Annotated in this window: 8 protein-coding genes and 1 pseudogene; 5 read left to right on the top strand and 4 right to left on the bottom strand. The window is 72.7% G+C overall.

Features of this window, described 5'->3' with window-relative positions:
- Positions 1 to 10: 10 nt before the first annotated feature.
- The 4 genes from speB (at position 11) to EKH77_RS11110 (ending at position 8,765) form a co-directional block, all read left to right on the top strand.
- Positions 11 to 982 (top strand): agmatinase, encoded by a 972-nt coding sequence (gene speB / locus EKH77_RS11125; RefSeq protein ID WP_126914246.1) that lies wholly within the window; start codon positions 11 to 13, stop codon positions 980 to 982.
- Between the two features lie 215 nt (positions 983 to 1,197).
- Complete coding sequence (kdpB, locus tag EKH77_RS11120; RefSeq protein WP_126914245.1) at positions 1,198 to 3,306, top strand: potassium-transporting ATPase subunit KdpB; 2,109 nt, start codon at positions 1,198 to 1,200, stop codon at positions 3,304 to 3,306.
- 165 nt (positions 3,307 to 3,471) lie between these two features.
- Positions 3,472 to 7,224, top strand: a complete 3,753-nt coding sequence (locus tag EKH77_RS11115; protein ID WP_126914244.1) for an ABC transporter ATP-binding protein — start codon at positions 3,472 to 3,474, stop codon at positions 7,222 to 7,224.
- 110 nt (positions 7,225 to 7,334) lie between these two features.
- The gene (locus EKH77_RS11110; protein ID WP_126914243.1) at positions 7,335 to 8,765 is read left to right on the top strand and encodes a S28 family serine protease; all 1,431 of its coding nucleotides are present in this window, start codon (positions 7,335 to 7,337) and stop codon (positions 8,763 to 8,765) included.
- 25 nt (positions 8,766 to 8,790) lie between these two features.
- On the opposite strand, the gene EKH77_RS11105 is transcribed toward EKH77_RS11110, so the two are convergent.
- The 3 genes from EKH77_RS11105 to EKH77_RS11095 form a co-directional block, all read right to left on the bottom strand.
- Entirely contained in the window at positions 8,791 to 9,459 is a 669-nt protein-coding gene (locus EKH77_RS11105) for a hypothetical protein (protein WP_240667308.1), read from the bottom strand.
- Positions 9,460 to 9,776: 317 nt separating this feature from the next.
- Entirely contained in the window at positions 9,777 to 10,418 is a 642-nt protein-coding gene (locus tag EKH77_RS11100) for a TetR/AcrR family transcriptional regulator (protein WP_126914242.1), read from the bottom strand.
- A 46-nt stretch (positions 10,419 to 10,464) separates the two neighbouring features.
- Positions 10,465 to 11,370 (bottom strand): LysR family transcriptional regulator, encoded by a 906-nt coding sequence (locus EKH77_RS11095; protein WP_126914241.1) that lies wholly within the window; start codon positions 11,368 to 11,370, stop codon positions 10,465 to 10,467.
- A 93-nt stretch (positions 11,371 to 11,463) separates the two neighbouring features.
- Between EKH77_RS11095 and EKH77_RS11090 the strand changes: the two genes are divergently transcribed.
- Entirely contained in the window at positions 11,464 to 12,438 is a 975-nt protein-coding gene (locus EKH77_RS11090) for an EamA family transporter (RefSeq protein ID WP_126914240.1), read from the top strand.
- Here the strand turns inward: EKH77_RS11090 and EKH77_RS33735 are convergent.
- Positions 12,320 to 13,102: pseudogene (locus tag EKH77_RS33735) on the bottom strand (sugar phosphate isomerase/epimerase family protein); the annotation flags it as partial. The gene EKH77_RS11090 and the pseudogene EKH77_RS33735 overlap by 119 nt on opposite strands.
- Positions 13,103 to 13,228: the final 126 nt, after the last annotated feature.

Raw genomic sequence — 13,228 nt, 5'->3', positions numbered from 1 at the left:
GGCCCCCCGCATGAGCACCCCCGCCCCCCGTGAACCGCGCGGACCCGTCGACTCCTCCCGCATCCCGCGCTACGCCGGCCCCGCCACCTTCGCCCGGCTGCCCCGCCTCGACGAGGTCGGCACCACCGACGTCGCCGTCGTCGGCGTGCCCTTCGACACCGGCGTCTCCTACCGGCCGGGCGCCCGCTTCGGCGGCAACGCCATCCGCGAGGCCTCGCGCCTGCTGCGCCCGTACAACCCGGCCCAGGACGCCTCGCCCTTCGCCCTCGCGCAGGTCGCGGACGCCGGTGACATCGCCGCGAACCCGTTCAACATCGATGAGGCCGTCGAGACCATCGAGGCCGCGGCCGACGACCTCCTGGGCACCGGCGCCCGCATGATGACCCTCGGCGGCGACCACACCATCGCACTGCCGCTGCTGCGCTCCGTGGCCAAGAAGCACGGCCCCGTCGCCCTGCTGCACTTCGACGCCCACCTGGACACCTGGGACACCTACTTCGGCGCCGAGTACACCCACGGCACGCCGTTCCGCCGGGCCGTCGAGGAGGGCATCCTCGACACCTCCGCGCTCTCCCACGTCGGCACGCGCGGCCCGCTGTACGGCAAGAAGGACCTGACCGACGACGAGAAGATGGGCTTCGGCATCGTCACCTCGGCGGACGTCATGCGCCGCGGCGTCGACGAGATCGCCGACCAGCTGCGCCAGCGCGTCGGCGACCGCCCGCTGTACATCTCCATCGACATCGACGTCCTGGACCCGGCCCACGCGCCCGGCACCGGCACGCCGGAGGCGGGCGGCCTGACCTCCCGCGAGCTGCTGGAGATCATCCGCGGGCTGTCCTCCTGCAACCTGGTCTCCGCCGACCTCGTGGAGGTCGCCCCGGCCTACGACCACGCCGAGATCACCTCGGTCGCGGCGTCGCACGCGGCGTACGAGCTGACGACGATCATGTCGCGGCAGATCGCCGCCGCCCGCGGCTGATCCGTTCTCGAACGCCGGACGGGCTGACTTTTTGTCAGCCCGTCCGGCGTTCGAGGACAAGAAACGGTGAAAGGGTGGGGCAGGGGCGTCAAAACCGCGTAAGTCCCGGGCCGGGGCGTGACAAAGGCGCGTAAGGGAACGGCCACGGTGTGTGCCCGGACGGTTGGGTGAGGTGATCGTTCCACCTCGCCGACCCGTCGAAGGCCACTCCGCTGATGCTGTACCGCGCCCCCGGACGAATCGCCCGGAACCGCCACCGCCGCGTCGCCGGCGGTCTCGTCGACCCCAAGCAGCTCGTCGCCTGTCTCCCGGACGCCGTCCGCAAGCTCCACCCCCGGGTGATGGTCCGGCACCCCGTGCTGTTCGTCGTCGAGACCGGTTCCGTCCTCACCACGCTCTCCGCCGTCCTCGACCCGTCCGTCTTCACCTGGCTGATCAGCGTCTGGCTCTGGCTCACCGTCGTCTTCGCCAACCTCGCCGAGGCCGTCGCCGAGGGCCGGGGCAAGGCCCAGGCCGAGTCGCTGCGGCGCACCCGGAGCACCACCACGGCCCGGCGGCTGCGCACCTGGAAGGTGAGCATGGACCGCCGGGACTGGGAGGAGGAGCGGGTTCCGGCCGCCGAACTGCGGCCCTACGACTTCGTGGTCGTCGAGGCCGGCGAGCTCGTGCCGGGTGACGGCGAGGTCGTCGACGGCGTCGCGGCCGTGGACGAGTCGGCGATCACCGGCGAGTCCGCGCCGGTGATCCGCGCGGCGGGCGGCGACCGGGCCGGCGTCACCGGCGGCACCACGGTGCTCTCCGACCGGATCGTCGTACGGATCACCTCCCGCGCCGGCAACACCTTCCTCGACCGCATGATCGCCCTGGTCGAGGGCACCAGCCGGCAGAAGACCCCCAACGAGCTGGCGCTCAACATCCTGCTCGCCTCGCTCACCGTGATCTTCATCCTGGCGGTGGTCTCGCTCCAGCCCATGGCGAGCTGGTCGGGCGCCCCGCAGAGCATCACCGTGCTCGTCGCCCTGCTCGTCACCCTGATCCCCACGACCATCGGCGCGCTGCTCTCCGCCATCGGCATCGCCGGCATGGACCGCCTCGTCCAGCGCAACGTCATCGCGCTGTCGGGCCGGGCCGTCGAGGCGGCGGGCGACGTCAGCACCCTGCTGCTGGACAAGACCGGCACCATCACCCACGGCAACCGGCGGGCCACCGCCTTCGTCCCCGTCAAGGGCATCGCCCACGACCTCCTCGCCGACGCCGCCCAGCTCTCCTCGCTCGCCGACGAGACCCCCGAAGGCCGCTCCATCGTCGAACTCGCCGAACGGCACGGGATCCGCCACCACAGCGCCGACTTCACCCACGGCCGGTTCGTGCCCTTCTCCGCGCAGACGCGGATGAGCGGGGTGGACTTCTCCTTCGACGGGGACTTCTGCCGCATCCGCAAGGGCGCCGGGCGCGCGGTCGCCGACTGGGTCGCCCGGCGCGGCGGGCACGTGCCCGAGGAGGCCCACTGGATCGCCGACTCCATCGCGGCGGAAGGCGGCACCCCCCTGCTGGTCGCGGTCGAGGACCCGGACGGCATCCGGGTGCTGGGCGCCGTTCATTTGAAGGACGTCGTCAAACCCGGAATCGGCCGGAGATTCGCCGAACTCCGCGCCATGGGCATCAAGACCGTCATGGTGACCGGCGACAACCCGCGCACCGCCAAGGCCATCGCCGCCGAGGCCGGCGTCGACGACTTCATCGCCGAGGCCACACCCGAGGACAAGCTGGCCCGCATCCGGGCCGAGCAGGCGGGCGGCAACCTCGTCGCCATGACCGGCGACGGCACCAACGACGCCCCCGCCCTGGCCCAGGCCGACGTCGGCGTGGCCATGAACAGCGGCACCTCCGCCGCCAAGGAGGCCGGGAACATGGTCGACCTGGACTCCGACCCCACCAAGCTCATCGAGATCGTCGAGGTCGGCAAACAGCTCCTGATCACCCGAGGCGCGCTCACCACCTTCTCCATCTGCAACGACGTCGCCAAGTACTTCGCGATCGTCCCCGCCATGTTCGGCGGCGTGGCCGGCTACCAGGGCCTGGAGAAACTCAACGTCATGGGCCTCCACAGCCCGACCTCCGCCATCGCCTCCGCGATCATCTTCAACGCGCTCGTCATCGTCGCCCTCATCCCGCTCGCCCTGCGCGGAGTCCGCTACGCCCCCTCGTCCGCCCACGCGCTCCTCCGCCGCAATCTCGGCGTCTACGGCCTGGGCGGGCTCGTCGCCCCGTTCCTCGGCATCAAGCTCATCGATCTGCTGCTCCAGTTCGTCCCCGGCATGTGACGGGCATACGCCGTACCCGGGCGAAGGGCGCGCGGTAAACGACGCCGCGCGCCCCCTCCGGGCGCCCGAAAACGTCCCCGTTTCATTGCGGCGGGATGAAATCCGCAGCCCAGAGCGTTGGGGCCTTCCGTCAGAACAGGGAGCGGGAGACAGCGGAGGTCTCGGGTGGCCGCGACGGACACGACCGGACAGGGCTGGGCCAGGCGGCTCACGGGGTACTGCTGGCGCTACCGCGGAGCGGTGCTGCTGGCGCTCGGTTCCTCCCTCGCCGGGATGGCCGTCATGGCGCTCGTCCCCCTCATACCCAAGCTCATCATCGACGACGTCATAGGCAGCCATCAGCGCCCCCTCGCCCCCTGGGCGACCCTGCTGGTCGTCGCCGCGGTGGTGGTCTACGGCCTCACCTACGTCCGCCGCTACTACGGCGGACGCCTCGCCCTCGACGTCCAGCACGACCTGCGGACCGAGATGCACGCGGCGATCGCCCGCCTCGACGGCAAACGGCAGGACGAGCTCTCCACCGGGCAGGTCGTCGGCCGGGCCACCAGCGACCTCCAGCTCGTCCAGAGCCTGCTGTTCATGCTGCCGATGATGATCGGCAACATCCTCCTCTTCGTCATCTCGCTCATCGTGATGGTCGCCCTCTCCCCGCTGCTGACCGTCGTCGCGCTCGCCGTCGCCCCCGCCCTCTGGTACATCGCCCGGCGCAGCCGCGCCAAGGTCTTCCCCGCCACCTGGTACGCCCAGGGCCAGGCCGCCGCCGTCGCCGGCGTCGTGGACGGCGCCGTCACGGGCGTCCGCGTCGTCAAGGGCTTCGGCCAGGAGGCCCAGGAGGCCGGCAAGCTCCGCGAGGTCGGCCACCGGCTCTTCGCCGGGCGGATGCGCGCCGTCCGGCTGAACTCCCGCTACTCCCCGGCCCTGCAGGCCGTGCCCGCCCTCGGCCAGGTCGCCATGCTCGCCCTCGGCGGCTGGATGGCCACCCGCGGCCAGGTCACCCTCGGCACCTTCGTCGCCTTCTCCACCTACCTCGCCCAGCTGGTGGGCCCGGTGCGGATGCTCACCATGGTCCTCACGGTCGGCCAGCAGGCCCGCGCCGGCGTGGAGCGCGTCCTGGAGCTCATCGACACCGAGCCGGCGGTCCAGGAGCGCCCCGACGCCCGCGAGCTGCCCGCGGACGCCCCCGCCACCGTCGAGTTCGACGACGTCACCTTCGGCTACGACCCCCGCCGCCCGGTCCTCGACGGCGTCACCCTGCGCGTCGAGCCCGGCGAGACCGTCGCCGTCGTCGGCGCCTCCGGCAGTGGCAAGTCCACCCTCGCGCTGCTCCTGCCGCGCTTCTACGACGTCACCGGCGGCGCCGTGCGCGTCGGCGGGCAGGACGTCCGCGAGCTGACGCTGTCCTCGCTGCGCGCCGCCATCGGGCTCGTGCCGGAGGACAGCTTCCTGTTCTCCGACAGCATCCGCGACAACATCGCCTACGGCGTGCCCGACGCCACGGACGAGCAGATCCGGACCGCCGCCCGGGCCGCCCAGGCGGACGGCTTCATCTCCGCGCTGCCCGACGGATACGCCACCAAGGTCGGCGAGCAGGGCCTCACCCTCTCCGGCGGCCAGCGCCAGCGCGTCGCGCTGGCCCGGGCCATCCTCACCGACCCCCGGCTGCTGCTCCTGGACGACGCGACCTCGGCGGTCGACGCCCGGGTGGAGCACGAGATCCACGAGGCCCTGCGCGGCGTCATGGCGGGCCGTACGACCCTGCTGATCGCCCACCGGGCCTCGACCCTCGCGCTGGCCGACCGCATCGCGGTCCTGGACGGCGGCCGCCTCGTCGACGTGGGCACGGCCGAGGAGCTGCAGGCGCGCTGCGCGCGCTACCGCGAGCTGCTGACGGACCCCGACGAGCTCGCGGGCGTCCCGCACGACCCGGCGGGCGCCGTGCCCGCCTTCGGCGGCGAGGCGCTCGCCACCGGGCTCGTCGAGCCCGTCACGGCCGTCGACGGACAGCGTCGTGCCGTCGACGGCGTCACCCCGCACCTGTGGGTCCGCAAGGCCGCCGACGACCCCGCGCGGGAGCACGGCGCGCTCGCCGGGATGCCCGCGACGCCGGAGCTGCTCGCCAGGGTGGCGGCGCTGCCCCCGGCCGACGACACCCCGGACGTCGACGAGGAGCACGCCGCCCGGGTCGAGGAGTCGTACGGCCTGCGGCAGCTGCTGCGCGGCTTCGGCGGGCCGCTGGCGGTGAGCCTGCTGCTGGTGGCCGTCGACGCGCTCGCGGGCCTGCTGCTGCCCGTCCTGATCCGGCACGGCATCGACCAGGGCGTCCAGCGCCTGGCGCTCGGCGCCGTCTGGGCGGCCTCGGGGCTCGCCCTGCTCGTCGTCCTCGGACAGTGGGCGGCGCAGGTCGGCGAGACCCGGATGACGGGACGCACGGGCGAGCGCGTCCTCTACGCCCTGCGCGTGAAGATCTTCGCCCAGCTCCAGCGGCTCGGGCTCGACTACTACGAGCGCGAGCTCACCGGCAAGATCATGACGCGGATGACGACGGACGTCGACGCCCTGTCGTCGTTCCTCCAGACCGGTCTGGTCACCGCCGTCGTCTCCGTCCTCACCTTCTTCGGCATCCTCGTCGCGCTCGTCGTCATCGACGTCCAGCTGGCCCTGGTCGTCTTCGCCACGCTGCCGCCGCTGGTCGTCGGCACGGTCTTCTTCCGCAGGCAGAGCGTCAAGGCGTACGAGCTGGCCCGTGAGCGCGTCGGTTCCGTCAACGCCGACCTGCAGGAGAGCGTCGCCGGGCTGCGCGTCGTGCAGGCGTTCCGCCGCGAGGAGTCCGGCGCCCGGCGGTTCGCCGAGCGCAGCGCCGAGTACCGGCAGGCGCGGGTGCGCGGCCAGTGGCTGATATCGGTGTACTTCCCGTTCGTCCAGTTGCTGTCGTCCGTCGCGGCGGCGGCCGTGCTGATCGTGGGCGCGGGCCGGGTGGGCGACGGGACGCTGACGACGGGTGCCCTGGTGGCGTACCTGCTCTACATCGACCTGTTCTTCGCGCCCGTCCAGCAGCTCTCCCAGGTCTTCGACGGCTACCAGCAGGCGACGGTGTCGCTGGGCCGGGTGCAGGGGCTGCTGCGCGAGCCGACGACGACGCCGGTGGCCGAGCGGCCGCGCGAGGTGCGGGAGCTCAAGGGCGAGGTCGTCTTCGACGACGTCCGCTTCCGGTACGGCGGCGAGAAGGGCGAGGCGCTGGCCGGGATACGGCTGACGATCCCCGCCGGGCAGACGGTGGCCTTCGTGGGCGAGACGGGCGCGGGCAAGTCCACGCTGGTGAAGATGGTCGCGCGGTTCTACGACCCGGTCTCCGGCGCCGTCCGCGTCGACGGTCACGACCTGCGCGAGCTGGACCCGGTCTCCTACCGGCACCGCCTGGGCGTCGTCCCGCAGGAGTCGTACCTCTTCCCGGGCACCGTGCGCGACGCGATCGCCTACGGCCGGCCGGACGCGAGCGACGCCGAGGTCGAGGCGGCCGCGCGGGCGGTCGGGGCGCACGAGATGATCGCCACGCTGACCGACGGCTATCTCCACGAGGTCGCCGAGCGCGGCCGCAACCTCTCCGCCGGGCAGCGGCAGTTGATCGCCCTGGCCCGCGCCGAGCTGGTGGCCCCGGACGTCCTGCTGCTGGACGAGGCCACCGCCGCTCTGGACCTGGCCACCGAGGCGCTGGTCAACCAGGCCACCGACCGGCTGGCCGGGCGCCGTACGACGCTCGTGGTGGCGCACCGCCTGACGACCGCCGCGCGCGCGGACCGCGTGGTGGTCCTGGACGGCGGCCGGGTCGTCGAGGACGGCACCCACGCCCAACTGCTGGCGCTGGACGGGCGGTACGCGGCGCTGTGGCGGACGTTCACCGGCGAGACGGTCGCGGTCTGAGGCCGGGGGCGGCCGGACAGAGGGAGCAAGATCACTCCGGCTCGACTCTGGCGTGGCGGATGTTGCCCAGGTAGGTTCGCGGCGACTTTCGCGAAACCAGGGGAGGGCACATGCGCAAGGTCGTCAGAGCCCTGCTGGCGCTGACCATGTCCATCGGGACGGTCGGCGCCGGCAGCGCGGTGGCGGGGGCGGCGGGGACCGCCACCGATGCGGACATCAAGGAACGCGTCCTGAAGATCCCGGGGATGAGTTTCGTCGAGGAGAAGCCCTATGAGGGCTACCGCTACCTCGTGATGACCTATCGGCAGCCGGTCGACCACCGGAACCCGTCGAAGGGCACGTTCGAGCAGCGCTTCACGCTGCTGCACAAGAACACCGACCGGCCGACGGTCTTCTTCACCTCCGGCTACAACGTCAACACCACCCCGTCGCGCAGCGAGCCGACCCGGATCGTCGACGGCAACCAGGTGTCGATGGAGTACCGCTTCTTCACGCCGTCCCGGCCGCAGCCCGCCGACTGGTCCAAGCTCGACATCTGGCAGGCCGCCAACGACCAGCACCGCCTCTTCGAGGCCCTCAAGCCGGTCTACAACAAGAACTGGCTGGCCACCGGCGGCAGCAAGGGCGGCATGACGGCGACGTACTACCGCCGCTTCTTCCCCAAGGACATGAACGGCACCGTCGCCTACGTCGCGCCCAACGACGTGGTCAACGACGAGGACTCGGCCTACGACCGGTTCTTCGCGACCGTCGGCGACCAGGCCTGCCGCACCCAGCTGAACTCGGTGCAGCGCGAGGCCCTCGTCCGCCGCGACGAGATCGTCGCCCGCTACCAGAAGTGGGCCGACGAGAACGGCAAGACCTTCAAGACCGTCGGCAGCGCCGACAAGGCCTACGAGAACGTCGTCATGGACCTGGTGTGGGCGTTCTGGCAGTACCACCTGCAGAGCGACTGCAAGACCGTGCCCGCGACCAAGGCGTCGACGGACGAGCTGTACAAGTTCATCGACGAGATCTCCGGCTTCGACGGCTACACCGACCAGGGCCTGGAGCGGTTCACGCCGTACTACTACCAGGCGGGCACCGAACTGGGTTCGCCCAGCCCCAAGTTCGCCCACCTCAAGGGCCTGCTGCGGTACCCCGACAGCTACAAGCCGCGCACCTATGTGCCGCGTGACATCCCGATGAAGTTCCGGCCGGGCGCCATGGCGGACGTCGACCGCTGGGTGCGCGAGGAGAGCCGGAACATGCTGTTCGTCTACGGGCAGAACGACCCGTGGAGCTCGGAGCCGTTCCGCCTCGGCAGGAACGCCGCGGCCCGCCACGACCACCGCTTCTACGCGCCGGGCGGCAACCACGGCTCCAACATCTCCCAGCTCGTCGCCGACGAGCGGGCCGTGGCCACGGCCGAGGTGCTGCGCTGGGCCGGTGTCGCGAACGCCGCCGTGCAGAAGGACGACAAGCTGGCCAAGCCGCTGGCGCCCTTCAACGCCAAGCTCGACAAGCAGACCGTGGAGCGGCAGTCCACGCTCCGGCCGTAACCACCGGCCGTAGGTACAGGCGAGGCTAGAGGCGGCGGGCGCACCCCACGGGGCGCCCGCCGCCGACCTGTACGTACAGGTCTGTCGAGGGCGGGCAGTCGTCGCGGGTGCGCACCGTCGAGTCCACCCGGAACTCCGGCGCGTGGCTCTGCGAACCGTCGCAGGCCGTCTCCTTCACGACCCCGTGCCGCTCGGGGTACACGCAGTCGCCCGCCACCGTCAGCGGGCCGCCGCCCATGCCGGGGTCGCCCGGGTGCGGCGGGCGCAGATTACGCATGCAGGCGTAGCCCTCGGGGGCGCTCTCCGACTCCGACGTGCCGGCGTTGACCGCCGTGATGTGCAGCACGAAGTCGGTGTTGTCGGGGCAGCGTGGACCGTCCTCCTGCGGGCCGTAGTAGCGGGCGAGGACGTCGGCGGTGGCGCGCTCGTCGTCGCAGTCCAGCTCGGTGAAGCCCGTCCGGCCCCGGCCCGCGCACGACCCCTGGGCCAGGAAGGTGGTGCTCCGGCCCGGATCGGCCCGTTCGGGCGCGGCCTGTCCGCCGCCCTGTCCTCCCTGTCCGACCTGACCGGACTGCCCGCCCTGGGTGACGATCTCCGCGCCGGGGCGCCCCTGGAGCTGACAGCCGACGAGGGTCCCGAACCCGCACAGCACGGCGAACGCGAACAGCGCCTTCGGTAGCGCGCGATGGCGCATGATCTCCCCCAACCCACCAACCGAGCGTCCAGAGTTACCCGACGGCCACCGGCGCACGCCAGGCGTGCGGGAGGGTTCGCGGAGGGTGACCGCGCGCCCCACTCCCGCCCGCCGGCGTCCGCCGCCGGCGTGGTGGAGGGGGTGTGACCGGCGGCGGCGCGCTACCGGCCACAGGCGGCGGAGAGGGAGTGGCCCGCGCCGTCGGTACGGCGGGGCCGGTACCGCTCTGCGGGGACCGGCGGCAGCACGCCCCTTGGACGGGCCGCGCGCCGGAGCGGTTCCGCGCCGGAGCGGTTCGTGTGCGGCGGCGCACCGGGTCAGCCGGCCCGGCGCCGTGCCCTGCCGAAGCCGCGCGCCCGGCCGAAGCGCACGGGGACGCGCCGGGCCAGCAGCCCGGCGCGGGGCGCGAGCCGCCGGACCATCCCGAAGACCGATTCCGTCCGGGTGCGGTCGGCGTCCAGCACCGTGAAGAGGTTCACCCCGAGGTAGAAGACGACGGCGGCGTTGGCCAGGTCGCGCGGCGGGGTGAGCCGGGCCAGGGGGGTGCCGCCGATGACCCGCTCCAGGGTCTCCTCCATGAACGCCATCCACGGCTCGACCCGCACCCGGATCTCCTCGCGCAGCTCCGGCTTGGCGACGGCCGCCGCGACGAGCTCGGAGAGCAGGGTGATGTGGCCGCCCTCCAGGTCGTCGCGGTAGATGACGGTGGCCCGTTCGGCGAGCTCCTCCAGGGTGCGCGCGTCCGCGACGGTGGCGGTGTGGCGCGCCATCCGCTCGGCGGAGGAGCGGTCGAGAGCGGCGAACAGCAGGGGGTCGACGCCGCCGAAGTGGTAGAAGACCAACGCCGAGTTGACGCCGGCCTCCTTGGCGATGGTCCGCGCGCTGGCCTTGCCGTACCCCTGGGTGCGCAGGACCGTGCCCGCCGCGGTGATCAGCCGTTCCTTGGTCTCCACTGACATCCGCCGCCCCCTCGAAGAGCATTCATCATACGTTTTGAGCGGTTGCTCAAAACGATCGGTCCGGCCATTGCTCGCGCAGCATGCGCACCGTTTCACGTATCGCGGGGCGCCGGGCGGCGCCCTTGCGCCAGTAGGCGAACAGGTGGCGTACGGGCACGGGCTCCAGGGGCAGCGCCACGACCTCGGGGGGCAGTGGGCCGCGTCCGAGCCGGGGGGCCATGGCGATGCCCAGGCCCGCCGCGACGAGCGCGACGTGGGTGTGGTTCTCGGCGGCCTGATAGGCGAGGTCCGGCTCGTCCCCGGACGCGCGCAGCGTCCGTACGAGCCAGTCGTGGCAGACCGTGCCGGGCGGCTGGCTGATCCAGCGCTGCCCCTCCAGATCCGCGTGGCACAGCCGGTCGCGCCCGGCGAGCGCGTGGCCCTCGGGCACCAGGATGTCGCAGAGGTCGGCGCCTATCCGTATCCGCTCCAGGCCCTCGGGCACGGGCAGCGGCGAGATGTCCCACTCGAACGTGACGGTCAGGTCGAGCACGCCCTGCTCCACGAGCCCCACGGACAGGTGGGGGTCGACCTCGACCAGCCGGGTGTCCAGGGACGGGTGCGCCTGGGCCAGCGCGGCCAGCACTCCGGGCAGCAGCCCGCGCGCGGCCGACGCGAACGCCCCGATCGTCAGCCGGCCCGTCGGCAGCCCGCGCCGCTCCTCCAGCTCGGTCTCCGCCCGTTCGACGAGCGTCAGCAGCTCGTGCGCCGCCTCCGCCAGCCGGACCGCCGCGTCGGTCAACGCGATCCCGCGCCCCCGGCGCTCCAGCAGGGTGGTGCGGGTCTCCCGCTCCAGCTTCGTGATCGACTGCGACACCGCCGAGGGCGTGTAGCCCAGGGCGACGGCCGCCGCGCTGACGGAGCCGTGCACGGAGACGGCGTGCAGCGCGCGCAGACGGGACAGGTCCAGCATGGTCCTTTGACCCCCAATGTTGAGCGTTGCTGAATCCCATCATGAAGAAACATGTGCTGGTGCTACATGGTTGACGCATCGGATCCTCGTCACATGCGTCCTCAGCACCTCGCCCTGGCCGTCGCGGTCGCCGCCCTCTGGGGCGTCAACTTCGTCGTCATCCACGTCGGCCTCGACCACTTCCCGCCCCTGCTCTTCTGCGCGCTGCGCTTCCTCGCGGCGGCGGTGCCCGCCGTCTTCTTCGCCGGCCCGCCCCCGGTGAAGTGGCGGTGGATCATCGGGGTGGGACTGGCGCTCGGCGTCGGCAAGTTCGGGCTGCTGTTCGTCGGCATGCACGCCGGGATGCCCACCGGGCTGTCCTCGCTGGTCCTCCAGGCCCAGGCGGTCTTCACCGCCCTGTTCGCCGCGCTCGCCCTGGCGGAACGCCCCGGCCGCGGCAGGCTGCTGGGCATGGCCGTGGCCCTGGCGGGCATCGCGGTCGCCGCCGTGGACGAGGGCACCTCCGGCCCGCTGACCGGCTTCGCCCTGGTCGTGGGCGCGGCGGCCTTCTGGGGCGTGTCCAACGTCCTCACTCGCAAGGCATCGCCCCCGGACGCCCTGCGCTTCACCGTGTGGATCAGCACCGTGCCCGTGCTGCCGCTGCTGGCGCTCTCCCTCGTGTTCGAGGGACCGGCCGCCGACGCCGAGGCGCTGCGCTCCCTGGACTGGACCGGAGTCGGCGCCCTGCTGTTCGTCGCCTGGGTGAGCACGCTGCTCGGCTTCGGCGCGTGGGGATACCTGCTGCGCGTCTACGACGCGTCGGTCGTCGCGCCCTTCTCGCTGCTGGTGCCGGTGTTCGGCATGTCCTCGGCGGCGCTGCTGCTGGGCGAGCACGTGAGCCCGCTGCGCTGGTGCGCGGCGCTGCTGCTGGTGGGCGGCGTCGCCCTCACGTCGCTCGCGGGGCGGCGGCGAGCAGTCCCCGCAGGTACTCCGCTCCCGCCGCCGCCAGCTGAGGGAAACCGGCCGACCGCGGATGCCAGCGCTTCTCGTACTCCCAGCTCAGCCAGCCGTCCCAGCCCGCGTGGCTGAGGGCGCGGACGCAGGCGCCCAGGGGCAGCACTCCCGCCCCGAGCGGCAGCGGGGCGGTGTCCTCCGCCGAGGCGACGTCCTTCACCTGCACATAGCCCAGATGGGGAGCCAGCGCCGGGAGGCTGACGGCCGGTTGCTCGCCGCCCAGCCAGGTGTGCAGCAGGTCCCAGAGGGCGCCCACGCTGCGGTGCCCCACGGGCCCCAGCACGCGCACGGCGTCCTGGGCCCGCCGGTGCGAGTCGTGGGTCTCCAGCAGCACGCGGACGCCCGTGTCGGCGGCGAGCGGGGCGATCGAGCCGAGCCTGCGGGCGGCCGCCGCGTCGGCCTCCTCCGCCGGCCGCTCGCCCCCGCCGGGGAACACCCGTACGTACGGCGCCCCGAGGTCCCCCGCCAGCCGGACCAGCTCGGCGAGCTCCGCCAGCACCGGCTCGTCGGGCCCGGCGGCGGCCACTTGGGCGTACCCGGCCACGGCCAGGACGGTCACGCCCGCGTCCGCGAACTCCAGGGCCACCGCCGCCCGCTGCGCGGCGGAGATGCCCGGGTGCACGGGTTCCTCGGGGTGGGCGCGCAGCTCCACGCCGTCGTAACCGCAGGTGGCGGCGAGCCGCACCACGTCGCGGGGCGGCATCCCGGGGACGCCGAGGGTCGAAAAGGCCAGCTTCATGCCTCTTGGGCTTCCCCGTGGGGGCGTGGGAAATGCGTGGGCGTCGTCAGGGAGAGGGATGGGGGGCGAACAGGGGTTCCCTACGGTAAGTAACGGATTGATAACAGCTTGAAATCGGTGCAACCC

The sequence above is a fragment of the Streptomyces luteoverticillatus genome, assembly GCF_003970715.1.
Lineage (GTDB): Bacteria > Actinomycetota > Actinomycetes > Streptomycetales > Streptomycetaceae > Streptomyces > Streptomyces abikoensis.
Note: the sequence above shows the minus strand (reverse complement) of the source record. Positions and strands in the feature narration are given on the sequence as shown.

Coding starts and splice junctions, on each gene's coding strand:
- speB (WP_126914246.1), top strand. CDS start 11: ATGAGCACCCCCGCCCCCCGTGAACCGCGCGGACCCGTCGACTCCTCC.
- kdpB (WP_126914245.1), top strand. CDS start 1,198: ATGCTGTACCGCGCCCCCGGACGAATCGCCCGGAACCGCCACCGCCGC.
- EKH77_RS11110 (WP_126914243.1), top strand. CDS start 7,335: ATGCGCAAGGTCGTCAGAGCCCTGCTGGCGCTGACCATGTCCATCGGG.
- EKH77_RS11105 (WP_240667308.1), bottom strand. CDS start 9,459: ATGCGCCATCGCGCGCTACCGAAGGCGCTGTTCGCGTTCGCCGTGCTG.
- EKH77_RS11100 (WP_126914242.1), bottom strand. CDS start 10,418: ATGTCAGTGGAGACCAAGGAACGGCTGATCACCGCGGCGGGCACGGTC.
- EKH77_RS11095 (WP_126914241.1), bottom strand. CDS start 11,370: ATGCTGGACCTGTCCCGTCTGCGCGCGCTGCACGCCGTCTCCGTGCAC.
- EKH77_RS11090 (WP_126914240.1), top strand. CDS start 11,464: ATGCGTCCTCAGCACCTCGCCCTGGCCGTCGCGGTCGCCGCCCTCTGG.